Raw genomic sequence first — 20,395 nt, 5'->3', positions numbered from 1 at the left:
TCGAGTGCTGGCGTGTGCTCACGCCCGAAGCCATGCGAAGACGCTGTCGGCGCCGGGTCGTATGCGCGGAAAGCGCTTTGCTCACGGTTTCCCGCCCTGCAATGCTGCTCGCGCCCGACGCCGTCGCGTCCATCGCACCCCGGCCCGCGGTTCGTGACGATCGCGATCCGCCCCTTGTCTCGGGCCAGGGTGGCTTGCTTGTACGGTAAATCAGAAGTTCGGTAAAGCGGAATATTTGATGCGGCTGGGCTTGACAGGTGGGTGGAGGAATTTGTCCGGGTGTTTTGCCCGACGGGCGAGGGTGCTTCTTCAAACTCGACCGTCATGCCCCGCGAAGGCGGGGCATCCAGTACGCCGCGGCTTCTCGCCCCTGCCTCGCTGCCTCTGGAATACTGGATTGCCCGCTCCAGTGCGCAAGCGCGCACAAGGCGGGCAATGACACCGAGTATGGGACTGACAGCTACTCCGCCGACAGCCGCACCATCTGGCGGCCGCCGTTCATTTCCTTGAGGCGGTTGACGAAGTTTTCCGGACGCTGCCAGCGATACGGGACCTTCAAGCCCATGTACTCGGCGATGTCGCCGATGAAGCCGGTGCAGTTCATGGTCTCGGCGTTCCAGACCGGCGAGTTCGCCTGCAGTTTCTTGATGTAGGCGAACACGCGCTTGGCGTCGGCCTCGTTCAGGTAGACGCGATAGTTCGCGGTCAGATATTCCGGATCGAGATCGCCGTAGCTCGCGCCGGTCTCCGACGGCACGAAGGTGACGTGGCCGAGCACGTAGGCGAGCGTGTCGCCGGCCGGCGTCAGCCCTGCGACCTCGACCGCCTTCTCGCTGGTCTTGCCGTACCAGACGAAGGCGTGGCCCCAGCTCGCGGCCGTGCGGGCGCGGAAGTCGACGTAATAGGGACCCTTCTCCGCGCGCGCGACGGAGCGCCGCGTCGACTGCGGCTGAGATCGTGATGTGGTGTCGGTCGTGGCAAGCGCGTTGGCATCGGCAACGCGCTTGTTCGCTTCGTGGGCCGAGGCCGAGGGCGTCGTACAGGCGATCATGGCCGCGAGGGCGAACCCCGCAAGGATGCAGGGTCCCGATCGATCAGGTTTGTTCGTCACGCTGTGCCCCTCGACTGTCGGCCGCTTACGCCAGTTTTGCGCTTGGTCTGTTGCGCGTCAGTAGCGCGCAGCGACCGGGCCCGGCGCCTTGCCGATCGGGGCCTTTCCAACCGGGCTCTTGCCAATCGGCATCTTGCCGATCGGCGCCTGCTCGGCCGGATAGACAGGTACCGGCTGGCGGCGCGGCAGGTCCGCAGCGTTCGCAGCCGTCACCAGAGCAAGCGTGGCACCCAGAGCAATTACAATCTTCTTCACAGCTGATACCCCTAGAAGGTTTGGTCCAAACACGGCCATGCCGTGCCCCCAGACACGCCTCAGAGATGGACGTCCGAATGCGTCCAAGTTGCGGCGCGCAGGGGACATGTTGGCGGCATATGTCTGACGCGCGCAGATGTGATGTGTCTGGATGTTTCGGAGGGCTCGCAGCTCGCAGGATGGGTAGAGCGAAGCGAACCCCATCGGCCGTTTGCGCGAGGAGATGTGATGGGTTTCGCTGCGCACTACCCATCCTACAAGAAGGCCTTCACCCGATCCGGTTCAAACTATTCCTGATCGTCGCGAAAATGCCACCGATGTCCTTGCGCAAGGCATCGAGTGCGTTGAAATTGTCGAAGATGCGGGCGAGGCGGTCTTCGACCTCGCGTTTGCTTTGGGTCAGCGCATCGACGCGCGAGGCGAGGGTGACGTCGCCATTCGTCTCGATCTCGCCGACGGTTTTGGCGAGGAGATCGCGGGTGGCACCGACGTCCGCGATCAGGGCCTCGATGCCGAACACCGGCGCCTTCAACGGGACGAGGTCGGCCTGCGACTTCGACAGCTCCGTCTTGAAGGCGTTCAGCGTCGCCAGCGTCTCCTGCAGGGCGCCGAGGCGCTGGCGCGACTGCAGGACGAAATCGTTCAGCGCGTTCTGGCGGTCGGCAAGGGTCTTGCCGTCGGCGTCCGTCTCGACATCGGCGAGCGAGCGTTCGAGCTGCGCCTGGCGCTGGCCGAGCTCCTCGAAGTCGAGCCGGATGCTTTTCAGAATGTTGAAGCTGTCGTCGATGCGGGCGAGGCGCTGCTCGATCTCGATCTTGTTCTTCGACAGCGTCTCGACGCGGGTGGGAAGCGGCGTCTCGCCGCCGGTCTCGAGCTCGTCGATGGTCTTGGCAAGGCGCTCGTGGCTGAGGCTGAGCTCGCCGATCAGGGCGTTGATGCCGGCGTCGGTTGACCGCAGCGGCACCAGCTCGGCGTGGGATTTCGCCAGATCCTCCTTGTACTGGTTGAGGGTCGCAAATGTCTCCTGGACGCCGTTCACCCGCCCTAGAAGCGCCGCCACGTCGCGCGCGATGTCCCTCTGCCGATCGGCGAGATTGTTCTTGCGGTCGTCGGTCTCGAGATCGTGCAGGGAGCGTTCGAGCTGATTCTGACGGTCGCGGATCTCGGTGAAGACGGGCTCGACCGCACGGCGCTGCTCGGCGACCTTGCCGACCATGTCGCGCAGGTGCTGCTGGCGGCTGCGGATTTCGGCGAGCTGGTCGTGCATGTCGGTGGCTTGGTTGCGGCCCTGCTGGAGCAGCGCGCGCCGCTCGGTCTCGCCCAGCTTGTCGTGCAGCGCGGAGACCGCCTCCCTTGGGTCGCTCTCGATCAGGTGCTGGACGGTCGCGTCGAGATGGTTTTGCAGGGCGTGGGCGACGACGACGTCCTCGCGGGTCTTCTTGAGCCGGTCACGCAGCGTCTTCAGGCTGCGGTCCTGGCGCGACAGCCGCCAGGCCGAAGCGCCGATCAGGGTCAGCGCGAGGGCGGGGAATATTCCGGTCGCGATGCGCTGCGGCACCGGCAGGCCCGCGAACCAAGCGGGCAGGTGACTGATATCGTGACCGAACGCCTGCTGGGCGACGACCGCGACGATGGCCAACAGGCCGAACCAGGCAACCAGGAAAAACAGCCACATCGTGAATTCCACACGCCGGCGCACATTTTCGCCATGATTGCCAAGAGCGGAACCGAGCGCAAGGGGCGGGCAGGCTTGTGGGCTGTTTCGGGCGGCGTGATCCACGGCTGGTTGCGTTGGCCGATGGGCGGACGGCGCGAGGAGTGCCGGGTTTTCCCGGACAGACGTTCCCGCACACGCGTCATGCCCGGCCACGACGGATCGAGCAGCGTTAGTAGCCCGCATGAGCGGAGCGACATGCAGGACCATGCGAAGAGGCGTCCCGAATGTCGCTCCGCTCATCCGGGCTGCGGCGCCGTGCGCTATTTCCCGAGGAAGTTCGAGCGCATCTTCTCGGCGAACCAGACCGCGAAGATCGCACCGAACGCGAGAGCAAAGTACAGAGCCGTCCACAAAAGTGCATTACTTGCATTCGTCATGGTGTCCTCCCTGGCGTCAGAAATGGATTGCCGGGAAGGATAAGGCGGCCGTGCCGGCGCAATTTGCGCCGGATCAATTTTGCCGCGCTGCAGCGAGAATAAGTCAGTCGCCCGCATGAGCGGAGCGACATGCGGGACCACAGCGAAGAGCCGTCCCGGATATCGCTTCGCTCATCCGGGCTTCGGGATGGTGTTTGCAGCTACAGCCGAAACTCGTTGGTGAGCTCGCCGATGCCGTCGATCGCGACAGTGACCGTGTTCACGGGCTCCTTCATCACGCCGACGCCGACCGAGGTGCCGACGGCGATGAGGTCGCCGGGGAGCAGGGTCATGTCGTGGGAGATCCTGCTGACCAGCTCCTGCGCCGAGAAGATCATGTCGGAGATCGGGTAATTCTGCCGCTCCGCGCCGTTGAGGATGGTGCGGACGGTCAGCTTGGCCGGATCGAGGCCGGTTGCGATGACCGGGCCGAACGGGCCGTAATCGTCGATGCCCTTGGCGCGGGCCCATTGCGGGAAGGTGGGGTCGCTGGTCAGGATGTCGTTGGCGGTGATGTCGTTGACGCAGGTATAGCCGAAGATGCAGCTGTTGGCTTCGCTGGGGGAGACGCGCGCGCAGGTCTTGCCGATGACGATGCCGAGCTCGCCTTCATAGGTGGTCTTGCCATCGTAATAAGAGGGACGGCGGATCACGGCGCCGGGCGTCGTGATGGTGGTGGTGGCCTTCAGCAGATAAAGCGGCTCCGGCGGCTCGGGCTGGTTGAGCTTGGTCGCGAGCGCGTGGAAATTATTCCAGAGCGCGACGATCTTGCTGGGCGCGCAAGGCGCCAGCAGCTCGACCTCCGACAGCGCCAGAATCTTGCCGGTCGCGGCGTTGCGGCCGAACATCTCGCCCTCGTGCACGCTGATGCCCGATGGCGTCAGCGTGCCGAAACCGGTCGCGCCATTATTCCGGAAGCGCAGCCACTGCTTCATCTCGCCCGCCATCACGCCACCGCCAGTGCGCGGGGATCTGAAGGTGTCGAGACGCCGTCATAGAGACCGGCGATGCGGGCGCGCTGGGTCACCATCGCCAGCACCGAATCGAGCGCGGGCGTGGCGATGCCGGTGAGGCGGCCCATCTCCTGCACCACGGTGACGAGCGGGTCGATCTCCATCGGGCGGCCGCGCTCGAGATCCTGCAGCATCGAGGTCTTGTGCGCGCCGACCTTGCGGGCGCCCTCGATGCGGCGCTCGACATCGACGCGGAATTTGACGCCGAAGGTCTCGGCGATGCCTTGCGTCTCCACCATGATCGCGCGCGACAGCGCGCGCGTGGACGGATCGGTGCAGATCACGTCGAGCGTTGCATGGGTCAGGGCGCTGATCGGGTTGAAGCAGACATTGCCCCACAGCTTGAGCCAGATCTCGTCGCGGATGCGGTCGAGCACCGGCGCCTTCAGGCCGGCCGCGACGAACAGATCGGCAAGGCGCTGCACGTCGCTCGTGATCTCGCCGGAGGGCTCGCCGAGCGGGAAGTTGTTGCCGTAGACGTGGCGGATCACGCCGGGCGCCTCGATCTCGGTGGCGGGATAGACGATGCAGCCGATGGCGCGCTCGGCGCCGATGTCGCGCCACTGCCGCCCGCCGGGGTCGATGCTCTCCAGCGTCGAATTCTCGTATTGGCCGCCGTGCTTGTAGAAGTACCAATAGGGGATGCCGTTGACGGCGGTGACGATGCGGGTGTGAGGGCCGAGCAGCGGCTGCATCTTCTCGATCACACCGGTGATCGAGTGCGCCTTCAGCGTGATGATGATGTAGTCCTGCACGCCGAGCTCGGCGGGATCGTCGGTGCAGCGCGGATGCACGATGTGCGTCTCCTCGCCCGCGAGCAGCGTCAGGCCGCGCTCGCGCATTGCGGCAAGGTGCGCGCCGCGCGCGATGAGGCTGACATCGGCGCCTGCGCGCGCAAGCTGAACCCCGAGATATCCGCCGATCGCGCCGGCGCCGTAGATGCAGATCTTCATGAAGTCCTCGCGAAGGAGCCGAAGCCGGAACTTGGGACGAAAGATCCGGCCCGGCTCGGAAGGATCCGAGCCGGGGCCGGTAGTCACAGGGGAAGGGTCGTCGCTTTAGGCTGCGGCTTGCGGCGTGCCGTTGATGGCTTCGTCCACGGCAGCTGCGATGTCGCGCATGCTGATGACGGAGACGAGGCTGTAATCGTCGATGACAGGCAAATGGCGGATGTGATGCCGGTTCATCAAATGGCGGACGTGCTCGATCGTGTCGCTCGAGGTGCAGGACACCAGCTGCTGCACCGAGACGAGCTGCGAGACCTTGACGTTGACGGCATTCGTGCCGTGCTCGGCGACGGCGCGCACCACGTCGCGCTCGGTGAACATGCCGACCACGGTGTTACCCTCGGAGCGGACCACGTCCTTGACCACGAGAGCGCTGATGTTGTTGGCGCGCATCAGCTTGGCGGCGATACCCACCGTTTCGTTCATCCGCACCGTGACAACGCGCGGCGTCTTCTTGCGCAGAATGTCTCCGACCAGCATTGCAACCTCCCTGGGGTGAATGTTGGGAGAAGTGTGGTATACATAATGCCAATCGTCAAGCGCTGGTTTGGGTGATCCGAAAAATCTTGCGACAGCAATGCTGACGTTTGAGGGGTAGGAAAGAAAAGGGGCGCATCGCTGCGCCCCCTTGTTGATCCCTGCAATGTCAGTGGCGGCTACGCCGTCTCGGTCTTTGCAGTGGTCTCGGCCCTGCCGGTTGCTGTGCCCGCGCTCTCGGCTTCCTTGCCGAGGATGAAGGAACGGCGCATCGGCTTGATCACGAACAATGCCGTCAGCGCCGCCGTCGCGTTCAAGGCGACCGCGACCACGAACACGGCCTTCCAGCCGTAGGTCGCCGAGATCACGCTGGCGAGCGGGACGAGCAGGGAGGCGGTGCCCTTCGCGGTGTAGAGCATGCCGTTGTTGGTGGTCGCGAATTTCGAGCCGAAGGTGTCGCCGCAGGTCGCCGGGAACAGCGAGTAGATCTCGCCGAACACGCCGAAATACACCGCAGTCGCGAGCACGAACACGACCGGGACATGACCGTAAGCCGACAGCGTCAGCAGCATCAGCGCCGCGGTGCCGAAGGCGATGAACATGGTGTGCTCGCGGCCGATCGTGTCGGAGACCCAGCCGAAGAAGGGGCGTCCGAAACCGTCGAGGATGCGGTCGAGCGAGATCGCGAAGGTCAGTGCCGCCATCTGGAAGCCGGCCAGCGTGACCGGGGTATCGGCGATCTTGAAGTCGTGCGCGATCGGGCCGATCTGCGCCGCGGTCATCAGGCCGCCGGATGCGACCATGACGAAGACGAGATACATCACCCAGAAAATAGGGCTGCGCAGCACCTGCGGCGGGGTGAAGTCGATCTTGGTCTGCGGAAGGTTGAGCTGCTTCTTCTTCGGCGGGATCGAGAGCCGCGGCGGCTGGATGAAGAAGGCGAGCACGAACACGATCACGCCCTGGCCGATGCCGAAGGTGAAGAACGCGTGCTGATAGCCGCTCGCTGCGATCATGGTCGCGATCGGCACGATGGTGAGCGCGGCGCCGGCGCCGAAGCCTGCGGCCGTCGCGCCGGCGGCAAGGCCGCGGCGGTCGGGAAACCACTTCAGCGCGTTGCCGACGCAGGTGCCGTACACCGCGCCCGCACCCATGCCGCCGATGATCGCGGCCGCGTACAGCAAGGTGAGGCTGTCGGCATAGGAGTTGAGAATCCAGGACAGTGCGATCATCACGCCGCCGAACATGACGACGATGCGCGGGCCGTATTTGTCGACGAACCAGGCCTCGATCGGCACCAGCCAGGTCTCGGTGACGACGAAGACCGTGAAGGCAAGCTGGATCGCGGCGCGTCCCCAGTGATGGGCCGCATCGATCGGATCGACGAACAGCGTCCAGCCATATTGCAGGTTGGCGATCATCGCCATGCAGACGATGCCCATGACGAGCTGGAGCCAACGGAACCCGGTGCGAAGAGGCGCGGCCGTGACGGCGCCGTCCGTGCTGGAAATCATCAAGAACCTCCCAACGCGCCTGATTGAATGCGACTTGGGATTGCAAGATGACCCAGTGTCGCAAATGTTGTGGCTTATCGTCGCAAGCGCGGCGCGGAGCTTGGTATACCATATCCCAGAATGCAAGGGCTAACTTGGCGGGCCGGCCAAGAAAATGCGCCGATGCGCAAAGACCTCGTGCAAAACGAAAAACGCCCGGCCGCGAGGCCGGGCGTTTGCTCGATGATGAGCTGTGGTGGAGCGTGTCAGACGGTCGATTTTGCGACCACGACCTTGCGCCACGGCTTGAGCAGCGCGATCGCCAGCAGCGACGCCAGGATGTTGGCACCGGCCGCGATGATGAACACGTTGTCCCAATTGCCCGATGATTGCTGCATGTAATTGCCGATCGGGACCAGCAGTGCGGCGGTGCCCTTCGCAGTGTAGAGCAGGCCGGCATTGGTGGTCGCGAACTTGGCGCCGAACGTGTCGGTGCAGGTCGAGGGGAACAGCGAGTAGATCTCACCCCAGGCGAAGAACACGAAGCCCGAGAGCAGCACGAACCAGACCGGATCGTGGCCCCAGAGGTAGAGCATCCAGATGCCGACGCCTTCCATGCCGAAGGCGATGAACATCGTGTTCTCGCGGCCGATCATGTCGGAGATCCAGCCGAAGAACGGACGCGTCAGGCCGTTGAGCACGCGGTCGATCGTGGCCGCGAACGTCACTGCTGTCATCGTCACCGCCATCAGCGTGACCGGCACGTTGTCGACCTTCCAGTCGGCCGCGATGGGCTTCAGGTTGGCCGTCACCATCAAGCCGCCGGCGCCGACGATCACGAACATGAAGTACATCAGCCAGAAGATCGGCTGACGCAGCACCTCGGTGGGCTGATAGTTGCGCCGGGTCTGCAGCAGATTGGCGTTGGCCACCACGTTCGGCACCTGGCCCGCTTTCGGCGCGAGCAGGAAGAAGGCGAGGATGCAGATGATGATGCCCTGTCCGAGGCCGAAATAGAGGAAGGTGGTCTGGAATCCACTGTCCTTGATCATGGCCTGGATCGGCGCGACGGTCAGCGCGGAGCCCGCACCGAAGCCCGCCGCCGTGATGCCCGCGGCAAGACCGCGCTTGTCCGGAAACCACTTCAGCGCGTTGCCGACGCAGGTGCCGTAGACGCCGCCGGCGCCGATGCCAGCGATGATCATCCCGAGATAGTAGCCGTTGAGCGTGGTGGCCTGCGCGTTGATCACCCAGCCGATGGCGCAGAGCACGCCGCCGACCAGCACCACGATGCGCGGACCGTATTTGTCGACGAACCATCCTTCGATCGGGACCAGCCAGGTCTCGAACAGGACAAAGAGCGTAAAGGCCCACTGGATCGACGCGCGATCCCAGCCGAACTTCTTCTGGATGTCGGGGACGAAGAACGTCCAGCCGTATTGATAATTGGCGATCATCACCATCGCCGCGACGCCAACCGCCAACTGCGTCCAGCGATAGGCATCGCTGACGCGCGCGACACCTGGGGCCGCTGTTGACTGCACCATGTCTGTCATAAAAAACCCTCCCGAAGGCGCCGATCATTTTTATGCGTGCGCTGGTCCGCATCCTGGTATTCATTATGCCAAGATTCAAGCGACGGACTGGAGGGTGCGGCGAAATATCGCGGATTCTTCACATGCGCCATGGCTGCTCGATTGTAAAGCCCAATCGTTTTCGGCCTGCGATCAACGCATTGATTTCGTGAGAAGTCTTCCTTGTTGCGGCGAAGCCGCAAGCACTGCTGGAACCCGCGCATCCAGAGCTTCCAGCTTCCGGTCGGCGGTGCGCGCTGCCCCCCGGGGCACATCGGTGCACGGCCGTGCCGTGACCGCTCAATCCTGGAATTCTATATTCCAGAAGTCCGGCCGCACGGCGGATTCGGCGGCCGCTTGCGCCGGCGCGCGCCTCACGCCATCGACATGCGCAGCCGGCTGTAGCCTTCCTGGATCGCGGACCAGAACAGGGCGACCAGACCGAGCGCCATGATGGTGCTGACGAGGCCGTTGGAGAAGAACACCCCGAGCGAGCCCTGCGATCCCAGCAGCGATTGGCGGAAGGCCTCCTCCGCCTTGTCGCCGAGCACGATGGCGAGCACGAGAGGTGCCAGCGGGTAGTTGCACTTCTTCAGGAGATAGCCGAGCACGCCGAACACCAGCATCAGCATCACGTCGAAGGTGCTGTTGTGCACCGAATAGGCGCCGATCGCGCACAGCACCAGGATGAGCGGGGCAATGATGCCGAAGGGCACGCGCAGGATCGCGGCGAAGAGCGGCACGCAGGTGAGCACGACGATGAGGCCGGCGAGATTGCCGAGATACATCGATGCGATCAGGCCCCAGACGAATTCCTTCTGCTCGACGAACAGCATCGGCCCCGGCTGCAGGCCCCAGATCAGAAGGCCGCCGAGCAGCACGGCAGCCGTCGGCGAGCCGGGCACGCCGAGCGACAGCATCGGCAGCAGCGCCGAGGTGCCTGCCGCATGCGCGGCCGTCTCCGGCGCGATCACGCCTTCGATCTCGCCCTTGCCAAAGTTGTTGCCGCGCCGCGCCAGGCGCTTGGCGATGCCGTAGCTCATGAAGGATGCCGGCGTCGCTCCGGCGGGCGTGACGCCCATCCAGCAGCCGATCAGGCAGGAGCGCAGCGAGGTCATCCAGTAGGCGGGCAGCTCGCGCCAGGTCTGAAGCACGACCCGAAGGTTGATGCTGGCATTGCCGCCGCGGAAGGCGAGCCCTTCCTCCATGGTCAGCAGAATCTCGCCGATTCCGAACAGGCCGATCACGGCGATCAGGAAGTCGAACCCGTTGAGCAGCTCGGTGACGCCGAAGGTCAGCCGCAATTGCCCGGTGATCGAATCGAGGCCAACCGCTGCGAGCGCAAAGCCCATCATCATCGCCGCGATGGTCTTGAACGGCGGCTCCTTGCTGAGGCCGACGAAGCTGCAGAAGGCGAGGAAGTACACCGCGAACTTCTCCGCCGGACCAAATCGCAGCGCAAAGCCCGCGACCAGCGGCGCGACCAGCGTGATCATGATGACGGCAAACAGCGCGCCGACGAAGGAGGAGGTGAAGGCGGCGGTCAGGGCTTCGCCGGGCTTGCCCTGCTGCGCCATGGGATAGCCGTCGAAGGTGGTCGCCACGGACCAGGGCTCGCCGGGGATGTTGAACAGGATCGAGGTGATGGCGCCGCCGAACAATGCGCCCCAATAGATGCATGACAGCATGATGATCGCCGACGTCGGCGGCATGCTGAAGGTCAGGGGAAGCAGGATCGCCACGCCGTTGGCGCCCCCGAGCCCCGGCAGCACGCCGATGATGACCCCGAGCGTGATGCCGATGATCATCAGCATGATGTTGTAGGGCTGCAGGGCGACCGCGAAGCCGTGAAATAGATTGGCCAACTCTTCCATATCGATGAATCCTGCAGCAATAACGGGATGACGGCGTGCAGCTCTTACATCCTACAAGCCGAGCCATTCCTCGAACGGCCCCTTGGGAAGCGGGACCAGGAACCAGCGCTCGAAAACGAGATAGGTCACCACCGGCATGCCGACCGCCACCGCGATGACCGTCAGCCAGCGATAGCCGCCGAGCCAGCGCATGAACCAGGCGATGAAGACCATCGAGGCGACGTAGAGGCCGACGAACGGCATCGAGCCGACATAGATCGCGGTGGGCACGACGACGCTCATGACCTGGCGAAGCTGCCCCCATGCCGCGAACAGGCGGCCGTCGTCGTCGCGTTGCGCGCTCCAGAGGTTGATTGCGCTGGCGCCGACGATGGCGGCGCCGACATAGAACGGGAAGAATCCGGCACGCGGGCCTTCCGCGCCCCAGTTGATGCCGGCCTTGATGCTGCCGAAGATCACGACGAGACCAAAGGCGCCGATCAACAGCGCCATGCCGATCTCCAGCGTCTTGTGGGCCGGGCCGGATTCGGATTGTTCAGTCATGGGGCCTCCAGGCGGAATCGCAGTGTTTCGCGGCAGACGGGAGGACGGCCGGCGTCCTCATCCGTCAACGATGTCGCGGGTCAATCCGGGAATCAATTTCCCGGCGCGAGGAAGCCGGCTTCCTTCATCAGGCCTTCGTGGCGCTTCTCCTCCGCCTCGATCCATTTGGCGTAGTCGGCTCCAGCCAGGAAGGTCGTGTTGAAGGCGCCGCTCTTCATGAAATCCTGCCATTCCGGCGTGGCCCGGACCTTCTTGAACAGCTCGACGTAATATTCGACCTGATCCTTGGTGGCCTTGGGCGACATGAAGATGCCGCGCAGCATGAGATATTCCATCGCGAGGCCCTGCGACTTGCAGGTCGGAATATCCTTCCAGGCCTTGCCCTCGGCGATCGGCTCGTCATAGGCCATCGGCTGGGCGTCGAAGACGCAGAGCGGACGGAGCTTGCCGCCGCGCCATTGCGCGACCGCCTCGATCGGATTGTTGACGGTGGAATCGATGTGATTGCCGACGAGCTGAACCGCGACCTCGCCGCCGCCCTTGTAGGGGATGTAGGTGAACTTCGCGTCGATCGCCTTCTCGATGCCGACCGTAATGATCTGGTCTTCCTGCTTCGAGCCGGTGCCGCCCATCTTGAACGAGCCGCTTGGTGCCTTCTTCGCGGCGTCGACGTAATCCTTGACGGTGCTGAACGGCTTCTCGGCATTCACCCAGAGCACGAATTCATCCAGCGCCAGCATCGCGACCGGACTCAAATCCTTCCAGTTGAACGGAATCCCCGTCGCCAGCGGCGTCGTGAACAAGTTCGAGAGCGTGATGATGATCTTGTGCGGATTGCCCGACGACGTCTTCACATCGAGAAAACCTTCGCCGCCTGCACCGCCGGCCTTGTTGATGACGACCATCGGCTGCTTCATGAGATTATGCTTGGTGACGATGCCCTGGATGGTTCGTGCCATCTGATCGGCGCCGCCACCGGTGCCTGCGGGCACGATGAACTCGACCGGACGAACCGGCTCCCAGGCCGCAAAACTTGCCGTGCTGTCGGCGCACGACATCGCCATTGTCGCCAAAGCGACATTCAGAACGAATGACTTCATCTCGTTTCTCTCCCTGTCGAAACGCGGCCGTTCTTTGCCGGCTCGCGTCAGCCCATCCGGATTCACGCGCTTGGGGTCACCTTTGCGGTCGATCTCCCATTGCAGCCTCACCAACTAGAAGTTTATGAGCGGGGACAAGGCGCGACATCCGCTCCTTTGGGCTAAGGCTCCGCCAGGATCGGCAAATGTGCCATGTCCTTGGCCGTTCTCGTCCCGCGCTCTGCATCCCCGTCTAGCACCTTGCCGCGCAATCGTTTTTGGTTGTCGAATGGTATGAGAGATGCCAGCCGGCTCACAATTAGACGGCCGGCCAGATCGGCGGACCAATCGTCGCAGTCGTGTTCGCGGGCCGAAGCGAGGACCAAAAGAAAATGGCCCCGACGAGGGGGCCATTGATCAAACCTAGCGTCTGCGGTTGCAGGCCGCGCGCCGTTTCGGCTGCGCCGGGAGCCCTTACTTACAGGCCGAAACGCGGCAGGTCGCCGTTGTGATTGGAGATCTCGGCGCTCGCCATCAGGAAACGGTCAACCGCAGCCATAAAGCGGCTGAACAGCGAGGAGGAGGGGGCGAAAGCGACGGAAGCGGTCTTGGACATTGGAATTCCCTTTCTTGAGACGATCAGTCTTGGCGTCTCGTCTGGGGATGAAACTATGTATACCAGATGCCACTGTCTACGCGTTTGTTTGCATAGCAGCATACAAAGTCCCGCATTGCAGCATAATGCCGGGTTAATGAGGCCGGTTCGGGCTTAAATGGCCTCCAAACGGGGCTTAGACGCCGTCTCCGGACGCCGAAGCGTACCTGCCAGAGGCATATCCATGCGCTTGAAGGGGAAACCGGGGCCCACCGCGCGAACCTGAAGCGAGCCGCAATGGCCGAGAGCTTTGCAGGGCAAGGCTTGGCAGGGCAAGTCAAAGCCGCTAGTGGTCTGCCCCCTTCCAATCATCTGTCAGAGTGGTTCATGTCGAGCGCCTCGCCCGCCGTCTCGATCGGCATCGATTTTGGGACCAGCAACACGGTCGTCGCGCTTGCGGCGGACGACCGCCGGGTCGAGGCCATCCGCTTCGACCACGGCGGACAACGCCACAGCGTCTACGTGTCGGCTCTGTGCTTCTGGGAGGACCGGCCGGGCGCCGGCGCCCAGGCCGAAGGCGGCCCGTGGGCGATCGAGACGTTCCTCGAAGGACGCCACGTCTACCGCTTCCTGCAGTCGTTCAAGACGTTCGCGGCGAGCAGCAGCTTCAACACCACGCAGGTGTTCCGGCAGCGCTTCAAGTTCGAGGATATTCTGGCGGCGTTCCTGCGGACGCTGGCGCGCCATGGTGGCGAGCGGTTCGGCTTCGAGACCTCGACCATCACGGTCGGCCGCCCGGTGCGCTTCGCCGGCGGCAATCCAGACGAGGCGCTGGCGATGCAACGCTACCGCGCCGCGTTCGAGCGCCTGGGTGCCGGCCATGCGCGCTACGTCTACGAGCCCGTCGGCGCGGCGTTCTCCTTTGCCCGAAGGCTCGAGCGCGATGCCACCGTGCTGGTCGCGGATTTCGGCGGCGGCACCAGCGATTTCTCCGTGATGCGTTTCTCGCGCGCGGGCGGTGCCCTTCGCGCCGAGCCGCTCGGCCACGCCGGCATCGGCATCGCCGGCGACACGTTCGACTACCGCATCGTCGACCACGTCGTCTCGCCGCGGCTCGGCAAGGGCTCCAGCTTCCGTTCGTTCGACAAGGTGCTGCCGGTCCCCAGCGGCCATTACACCAACCTCGCGCGCTGGCATCAGCTCGCGATGATGAAGAGCAACGGCGATCTGCGTGAGCTGCGGGAGCTTGCGCGTAGCGCGCTGAAGCCGAAGCTGCTCGAGGATTTCATCACCATCGTCGATCTCGACCTCGGCTTTTCGCTGTACCGCGCGGTGTCAGATGCCAAGGTCGCGCTGTCGGCGCAGGACGAGGTGGATTTCCGCTTCAAGGGCGGCGGGGTCGATATCGGATCGACCATCACGCGGAAGAATTTCGAATCCTGGATTGCCGACGACATCGCCCGGCTGGGGGCCACCGTCGACAAGGTGCTGGCCGAAGCCGGCATCACCGCGCGCGAGGTCGAGAAGGTGTTCTTGACCGGCGGCACTTCTTTTGTGCCCGCCGTCCGAAAGCTGTTCGCCGAACGGTTCGGCAACGAACGGCTGATGTCGGGCGACCAGTTCGAGTCGATCGCCTATGGCCTCGCGCTGATCGGGCACAGTCCCGACCCGGACCGCTGGACTGCCGGCGGCGGGCTCGAGGCGAAGGCGGGCGCTTGACGATTGTCCGTCATTGCTTCGCTGCGCTCGGAATGACCGCGTGGGTAGAGCGGCGCATCTGATCGAACAGTGCCGTAGGGTGGGCAGAGCGAAGCGTGCCAACGCGTCTGTCGCCGTACGAGAAAGATCGTGGGCACGGCGCAAGTGCGCCGTTGCCCACCCTACGACACCAACTACGATACTTTCGTCACGGCTACTGATTGATCTCGGGCTCGACGAGCTTCGCCAGATTGCGCAGCGATTCCTGCCAGCCGAGATAGCAGGCCTCCGGCGGGATCACGTCGGGGATGCCGGCCTGCGTGATGTCGATCTCGGTGCCGACCGAGACCTTCTTCAGGATCACGGTGACCTCGATCTCGCCGGGCAGGTTGGGATCGTCGAATCTGTCGGTGTAGCGGAGACGTTCGCCGGGCACGAGCTCGACATATTCGCCGCCGAACGAATGGCTGTTGCCCGTCGTGAAATTCCGGAACGACATCTTGAACGTGCCGCCGACCTTGGGCTCGAAATGATGCACGGTGCAGGTGAAGCCGTTCGGCGGCAGCCATTTCGCCATCGCATCGGGCTCCAGGAAGGCGCGATAGACTTTTTGCGGGCTGGTCGCGAGAACGCGGTGCAGGCGGATCGTGCTGGGCATGGTTGTTGTCCTCAGTGATTGATGGGCCCGAGATTGGCGTCTATGGCCCATTCATGTCACGAGGACGACCGGGAAGCCGCCGATCCGACATGGCATCTCGTTTTTTTTGTCGGCGGTCCTTCTGGCCGGGTTGCTAGATCGCTGCGACATCCTGTGGCGTCATCGTGAATGCCAGCCTGTAGCGGCCGATCTTGATATCCTCGCGAGCACCCGCCGCGTGAAGCGACGACGGCGAGAATTGGCCGGCGATCCCGGCGTCAACCACATCGGCATCGTAACCCGACAGCAGGACGATCCAGTCGGCAGCGCCGTCCCTGCCGCGGATCTGCTGCTCTGTGGTGGGCGCGCTCGTGCGAGGCGTGTCGGTGAAGAGGAGGTGGGCGCCTGTCAGCCCCGGCTGCAGCGCCAATGCGCTGAGCGTTTCCGAGAGGCGCGTTTGAAGCTCCGCCTCCCGTCCGGCCTGGGGCGATAGCCTGATGGTCGCCAGCGCCCTCGCGACGCCGCCGCCAAAGCTCGCCGCCACCCGGCACTGGCTGCGGACCATGCCGAGATGATGCGGCATCATCTTGGTCGACCACGGCGTCGGCGCGTTGAGCCGGTCGAGATATCCGCTCGAGGTGAGGACCTCGTACTGCGCGAGCTCGTAGAGCACGAAGAAGCCTTGCGCGTCCGTCGTGCTGGTCCAGCGCGAACCGCGCCGGAAGCCGGGAATGCTCATCCGCTCCGGAAAGTGCTCATGCGAATGCCAGTCGCCGAACTCGCTGCGCTGTTCGGGGCGAACGCTCCACCACATCGCGACGGCGGCCTTGCCCAGTAGTGACATGGTGACCTCCCATCCTGCGCAGCAAGATCAGCCCCAATGTCTACGCCTCATCAACAAAAGCCACAATTCCGCTGCCGTTCCCCATTCAACTCCTGCGCGAAATAGGGGGGCTTCCGTTGCACAGGACGCTATGGGCTTTTGCGGTCATTCTCTGCTGTCTTGCTTCGCCTGCCAGGGCCGCGGGCATTCAGCTGCTTCAATCCGATCCGGCGCTGTCGGGCGCGATCTGGTATCCGTGCGCTGCCGAGCCGACGCATGTGGCGCTGGGCGGTCTTTCAGTCGGCGCCGATTTCGACCTGAAGGGCGTGAAGGATTGTCCGGTCACGGGTGCAAAGTTGCCGCTCGTCGTCTTCTCGCACGGCCGGGGCGGGTGGTTCGGTGCGAACCATGACACCGAGGAGGCGCTGGCCGATGCCGGCTTCATCGTCGCCGCCATCAATCACCCTGGTGACACCACCAACGACTCGTCGCGGCGCGATACGCTGCCGGTGTGGGGATCGCGTCCGGCGGACATGGTGCGTCTGCTCGACTTCATGCTGAAGGACTGGAAGGACAGGGCGGTGATCGATTCCGCCAAGGTCGGCTTCTTCGGTTTTTCGCTCGGAGGCTATACCGGTCTGGCGCTGATGGGAACCAAGCCGGATTTCTCTTGGCTTGCCGAAAACTGCAAGGAGACGACCGGAACATGCGCCCAGCTCCACAACGGAGAAACGCTGCCTGACCCGCCGCAGGATGCTCGGATCCGCGCCGCGGTGATCGTCGATCCTGCACCCGCAGTTCTGACCCGGAAGAATCTCGCCGCGATCAAACTCCCTTTCCAATTATGGCGATCGCAGTTCGGCGGTCCCGGCGTGGGCGACGGTTCGCCCGTGGCGCGTGTTGCGGGGTGGCTCACGGGCAAGCCCGAGATGCATGTGGTTCCTGCCGGCCACTTCGCCTTCCTCGCACCGTGCACGCCGGAGCAGGCGGTGGCCGTGCCGCGCATCTGCACAGACGTGCCGGCGGGCTTCGACCGGGCTGGCTTTCACCGCGAGTTCAATGCAGCGGTGGTGAAGTTCTTCCGCGAGCAGCTCGCTGGCGGTGCGCACTAAGCGTTTCGCCAGAGGAGCCTCGCGTAGCCGCCTCGAACCTGGAAATGTTCCGCCGAAGCCACTGGCACAATTAAGCTTGCTCAAGCCTTGCAAGTAGAGACGGTGGGGTATACCTTAAAAGCTGTTCGTTCAGCCGCTGTGCCTTGTTGAATGCGCCCGCGGGCTCCTTTTCCAGAGACATCGACGAATTGAATTGGTTCTGCGTGAGCGTCACGCGGAATGTGCGCTTGCGCGCTTTGGAGAAGAAAATGACGACAGGTACCGTGAAGTGGTTCAACGGCCAGAAAGGCTTTGGATTCATTCAGCCCGACGACGGCGGCCAAGATGTGTTCGTTCACATCAGCGCGGTCGAGCGGGCTGGTCTTGCGGGTCTCGCTGAAGGCCAAAAGGTCAACTTCGAGGCCAAGACCGACAAGATGCGGGGCAAAGTCAGCGCAGAGAATCTCTCGCTGGTCTGAGCTCCCTGGTGCCGTTTCACGGATGTACTGAAACGGCCACGCTGCCCGCTCGATCCTAGGGATTGAGCGGGTTTTGTCTGTTTTCGGAGCAGGGTGAGGGATGAGCGCCAGGAAATCGGCAGAACCGTCACCCGAAGGTATCGCGCGTTCCAACCGCCAACGATTGGCGGCTGAAGAAGGAGCGCGCGCCATGGCGGATGCCGTAAAACAGGCGGTCGACGTTCGCAAGAACATGGCGCGGCTGCGCGAACTGCGCGAAGCCAAGGAAGCGGCCGACGCGACCCTTCGAGCATCGTTGCCGGCATCGACCCCGACGAAGCGCAAGAGGAAGCCGCCGCAATAATCGACTTCAGCAGCGCCACCGACGAAATCTGGAGAGGACCGGTCACATGCCGAAGAGTGCGGGTCGTGCCTAGAGCCAAGTCGGACGGCGGTGGCACAATCACCTTTTTTCTGGCGCTTGGCGCTGGCCGACAGATGTGCCGGCTCGCGACCACGTTCCAAACGCAGAAACAGGCCTTCAGCTATCTTCAGAAGCACCGCACCGAGTTCGAGCGCATCGCGCGGACCCGGCTGGCGTCCGGGGAGCTCGAGGACGGCGTCGTCCTTCTCTCGATGCTCTAAAGCATGATCCGGAAAACTGCACGGCGGTTTTCAGCCGGCCGGATGCAGATCGTAACCGGCGACAAGACGCTTCCTATTCGGGCAAGCCTTTTTCAAGCGGCTCTTTTTCAAGCAGCTCTTTCGACTTCGCCTCGCGGGCCAATCGCTCCGCTTTGAGCCGCTCGCGGTTCTCGTTGAGGGAGTGCTGGCCCTTCGCATAGTCGTTCATCGGCTTCTGCGTCTTGACTGGCTTGAACGCCTTGTTGGCTTCGCGCTTGGCCCGATCAGAGGATTGATCTCTCAACATTTCGACCTCACTTCGATCAATGGGCGTAGCCCGGGAGCGCCTGACGCGACGCCTCCCGCCTGCAAGCCGATATGGATCGATTGGTCACCCTCTGAACGCGAGGGTGAATCATCCTTCAGTGTTGGGCGGGTCTGGCGCGAGGTTGGGTCACTCGCCGTGGAGGCGGCACGTTCGCATTTCTGAGAGCATGCCGGTCGAAGAGGGTAACGGACGGTGTGCGGTTCGGTTCCTTTGGCCCGAACAAAAAGGCCGCCGGAACCGGCGGCCTTTCGTCGTTCACTGATAGGTCCGCTTACTCCGCGGCCTGCTTCTGCGGCGGGTCGAGCGCACCGGACTTGTGGATCTCGGCGACCTGATGGTCGGAGAAGCCGAGCACCGAGCGCAGGATCTCGTCGGTGTGCTCGCCGAGCAGCGGGGAGCGCTCGACGTCGCTCGGGCTATCCGACAGCTTGATCGGGTTGCCGACCGAGATGTACTTGCCGCGGGTGGGGTGGTCGACCTCGACCACGGTGCCGGTCGCGCGCAGCGACTGGTCCTCGGCGATCTCCTTCATCGACAGGATCGGGCCGCAGGGGATGTCGTCCTTGTTGAGGATCTCCATCGCCTCGAACTTGGTCTTCGTCATCGTCCACTTCTCGATGCGGGCGAAGATCTCGTTGAGGCGCGGCAGGCGGGCCGCCGGCTTGGCGTAGTTCGGATCGGTCTTCCAGGTGGGCTCGCCGATCACGTCGCAGATCTTCTCCCAGACCGGCGCCTGGGTGATGAAGTAGATGTAGGCGTTCGGATCGGTCTCGAAACCCTTGCACTTCAGGATGCGGCCGGGCTGGCCACCGCCGGAATCGTTGCCGGCGCGCGGCACGGCATCGCCGAACGGAATGCCTTCGCCGAACTGGCTGTATTCCTTGAGGGGACCGTGGGCGAGGCGCTGCTGGTCGCGCAGCTTGACGCGGGCGAGGTTGAGCACGCCGTCCTGCATCGCGGCGGTGACGCGCTGGCCCTTGCCCGAATGCGTGCGCTGATAGAGCGCGGTGACGATGCCGAGCGCCAGGTGCAGGCCGGTGCCGGAATCGCCGATCTGCGCGCCGGTCACGAGCGGCAGGCCGTCGCGGAAGCCGGTGGTGGAGGCGGCGCCGCCGGTGCACTGCGCGACGTTCTCATAGACCTTGCAGTCTTCGTACGGTCCGGGGCCGAAGCCCTTGATCGAGGCGACGATCATCTTTGGGTTGATCGCCTGGATCTTCTCCCAGGGGAAGCCCATGCGGTCGAGCACGCCGGGGCCGAAGTTTTCAACCAGCACGTCGCACTTCTTGATCAGCTCGGTGAGGACTTCCTTGCCCTTGGGGTTCTTGGTGTCGAGCGTGATCGAGCGCTTGTTGTGGTTGAGCATGGTGAAATACAGGCTGTCCACGTTCGGGATGTCCTGCAGCTGGCCGCGGGTGATGTCACCCACGCCCGGACGTTCCACCTTGATCACGTCGGCGCCGAACCACGCCAGCAGCTGCGTGCAGGTCGGTCCAGATTGAACGTGGGTGAAGTCGAGAATGCGAACGCCCTCGAGCGCTTTGGTCATGCTGTTGCTCCGTACTCTGTGTCTGCCCCCGCC

General features: G+C 63.8%; 22 protein-coding genes. 6 read left to right on the top strand and 16 right to left on the bottom strand.

Annotated features, from left to right (window positions below; all coding sequences use genetic code 11):
- Positions 1-460: 460 nt before the first annotated feature.
- From AABA84_RS07460 to AABA84_RS07450, 3 genes are all read right to left on the bottom strand, one after another.
- A complete protein-coding gene (locus AABA84_RS07460; protein WP_338311736.1) occupies positions 461-1,111 on the bottom strand; it encodes a hypothetical protein in 651 nt (216 codons plus the stop codon).
- A 57-nt stretch (positions 1,112-1,168) separates the two neighbouring features.
- Positions 1,169-1,366: a hypothetical protein gene (locus AABA84_RS07455; RefSeq protein WP_018315845.1), complete on the bottom strand. Its 198-nt coding sequence runs from the start codon at positions 1,364-1,366 to the stop codon at positions 1,169-1,171.
- 268 nt (positions 1,367-1,634) lie between these two features.
- Positions 1,635-3,041, bottom strand: a complete 1,407-nt coding sequence (locus tag AABA84_RS07450) for a hypothetical protein (protein WP_338307521.1) — start codon at positions 3,039-3,041, stop codon at positions 1,635-1,637.
- Between AABA84_RS07450 and AABA84_RS07445 the strand changes: the two genes are divergently transcribed.
- The gene (locus AABA84_RS07445) at positions 2,964-3,503 is read left to right on the top strand and encodes a hypothetical protein (RefSeq protein ID WP_338311735.1); all 540 of its coding nucleotides are present in this window, start codon (positions 2,964-2,966) and stop codon (positions 3,501-3,503) included. The genes AABA84_RS07450 and AABA84_RS07445 overlap by 78 nt on opposite strands.
- Before the next feature lie 157 nt (positions 3,504-3,660).
- Here the strand turns inward: AABA84_RS07445 and AABA84_RS07440 are convergent, their stop codons facing one another.
- The 9 genes from AABA84_RS07440 to AABA84_RS07400 all read right to left on the bottom strand — a co-directional run bounded on the left by AABA84_RS07440 (position 3,661) and on the right by AABA84_RS07400 (position 13,175).
- Positions 3,661-4,434: a fumarylacetoacetate hydrolase family protein gene (locus tag AABA84_RS07440; protein WP_338311734.1), complete on the bottom strand. Its 774-nt coding sequence runs from the start codon at positions 4,432-4,434 to the stop codon at positions 3,661-3,663.
- An 11-nt stretch (positions 4,435-4,445) separates the two neighbouring features.
- Positions 4,446-5,465: a 2-dehydropantoate 2-reductase gene (locus tag AABA84_RS07435; RefSeq protein ID WP_212248493.1), complete on the bottom strand. Its 1,020-nt coding sequence runs from the start codon at positions 5,463-5,465 to the stop codon at positions 4,446-4,448.
- 105 nt (positions 5,466-5,570) lie between these two features.
- Positions 5,571-5,999 (bottom strand): CBS domain-containing protein, encoded by a 429-nt coding sequence (locus tag AABA84_RS07430; RefSeq protein WP_338311733.1) that lies wholly within the window; start codon positions 5,997-5,999, stop codon positions 5,571-5,573.
- 176 nt (positions 6,000-6,175) lie between these two features.
- The gene (oxlT, locus tag AABA84_RS07425) at positions 6,176-7,510 is read right to left on the bottom strand and encodes an oxalate/formate MFS antiporter (RefSeq protein ID WP_338307519.1); all 1,335 of its coding nucleotides are present in this window, start codon (positions 7,508-7,510) and stop codon (positions 6,176-6,178) included.
- Positions 7,511-7,755: 245 nt separating this feature from the next.
- Positions 7,756-9,045, bottom strand: coding sequence for an oxalate/formate MFS antiporter (gene oxlT / locus AABA84_RS07420; protein ID WP_212248496.1), 1,290 nt, complete (start codon positions 9,043-9,045; stop codon positions 7,756-7,758).
- Between the two features lie 392 nt (positions 9,046-9,437).
- Positions 9,438-10,937 carry a tripartite tricarboxylate transporter permease gene (locus AABA84_RS07415; protein WP_212248497.1) on the bottom strand — a complete coding sequence of 500 codons (1,500 nt, stop codon included), beginning with the start codon at positions 10,935-10,937 and terminating at the stop codon, positions 9,438-9,440.
- A 51-nt stretch (positions 10,938-10,988) separates the two neighbouring features.
- Positions 10,989-11,480: a tripartite tricarboxylate transporter TctB family protein gene (locus tag AABA84_RS07410; RefSeq protein ID WP_338311732.1), complete on the bottom strand. Its 492-nt coding sequence runs from the start codon at positions 11,478-11,480 to the stop codon at positions 10,989-10,991.
- Positions 11,481-11,572: 92 nt separating this feature from the next.
- Positions 11,573-12,580 (bottom strand): Bug family tripartite tricarboxylate transporter substrate binding protein, encoded by a 1,008-nt coding sequence (locus AABA84_RS07405; protein WP_212248499.1) that lies wholly within the window; start codon positions 12,578-12,580, stop codon positions 11,573-11,575.
- A gap of 457 nt (positions 12,581-13,037) precedes the next feature.
- The gene (locus AABA84_RS07400) at positions 13,038-13,175 is read right to left on the bottom strand and encodes a hypothetical protein (RefSeq protein ID WP_162832240.1); all 138 of its coding nucleotides are present in this window, start codon (positions 13,173-13,175) and stop codon (positions 13,038-13,040) included.
- Positions 13,176-13,541: 366 nt separating this feature from the next.
- On the opposite strand from AABA84_RS07400, the gene AABA84_RS07395 reads away from it, so the two are divergent.
- Complete coding sequence (locus AABA84_RS07395) at positions 13,542-14,873, top strand: Hsp70 family protein (protein ID WP_338307517.1); 1,332 nt, start codon at positions 13,542-13,544, stop codon at positions 14,871-14,873.
- Positions 14,874-15,066: 193 nt separating this feature from the next.
- Here the strand turns inward: AABA84_RS07395 and AABA84_RS07390 are convergent, their stop codons facing one another.
- Both AABA84_RS07390 and AABA84_RS07385 read right to left on the bottom strand, forming a co-directional pair.
- On the bottom strand, positions 15,067-15,510 hold the full coding sequence (locus AABA84_RS07390) for an SRPBCC family protein (protein WP_338311731.1): 444 nt from the start codon (positions 15,508-15,510) through the stop codon (positions 15,067-15,069).
- A 133-nt stretch (positions 15,511-15,643) separates the two neighbouring features.
- Positions 15,644-16,333, bottom strand: coding sequence for a hypothetical protein (locus AABA84_RS07385; RefSeq protein WP_338311730.1), 690 nt, complete (start codon positions 16,331-16,333; stop codon positions 15,644-15,646).
- Between the two features lie 116 nt (positions 16,334-16,449).
- Between AABA84_RS07385 and AABA84_RS07380 the strand changes: the two genes are divergently transcribed.
- From AABA84_RS07380 to AABA84_RS07365, 4 genes are all read left to right on the top strand, one after another.
- Entirely contained in the window at positions 16,450-17,424 is a 975-nt protein-coding gene (locus tag AABA84_RS07380) for an alpha/beta hydrolase family protein (protein WP_338311729.1), read from the top strand.
- A gap of 248 nt (positions 17,425-17,672) precedes the next feature.
- Positions 17,673-17,882, top strand: a complete 210-nt coding sequence (locus tag AABA84_RS07375) for a cold-shock protein (protein WP_212248504.1) — start codon at positions 17,673-17,675, stop codon at positions 17,880-17,882.
- Between the two features lie 100 nt (positions 17,883-17,982).
- Entirely contained in the window at positions 17,983-18,225 is a 243-nt protein-coding gene (locus AABA84_RS07370) for a transcriptional regulator (RefSeq protein ID WP_212248505.1), read from the top strand.
- Positions 18,226-18,281: 56 nt separating this feature from the next.
- On the top strand, positions 18,282-18,506 hold the full coding sequence (locus AABA84_RS07365) for a hypothetical protein (protein ID WP_028143040.1): 225 nt from the start codon (positions 18,282-18,284) through the stop codon (positions 18,504-18,506).
- Between the two features lie 73 nt (positions 18,507-18,579).
- On the opposite strand, the gene AABA84_RS07360 is transcribed toward AABA84_RS07365, so the two are convergent.
- On the bottom strand, positions 18,580-18,792 hold the full coding sequence (locus AABA84_RS07360; protein ID WP_212248507.1) for a hypothetical protein: 213 nt from the start codon (positions 18,790-18,792) through the stop codon (positions 18,580-18,582).
- 292 nt (positions 18,793-19,084) lie between these two features.
- Complete coding sequence (gene frc, locus AABA84_RS07355; protein WP_212248508.1) at positions 19,085-20,362, bottom strand: formyl-CoA transferase; 1,278 nt, start codon at positions 20,360-20,362, stop codon at positions 19,085-19,087.
- Positions 20,363-20,395: the final 33 nt, after the last annotated feature.

The sequence above is a fragment of the Bradyrhizobium sp. TM239 genome (genome assembly GCF_036247985.1).
Lineage (GTDB): Bacteria > Pseudomonadota > Alphaproteobacteria > Rhizobiales > Xanthobacteraceae > Bradyrhizobium > Bradyrhizobium ottawaense.
Note: the sequence above shows the minus strand (reverse complement) of the source record. Positions and strands in the feature narration are given on the sequence as shown.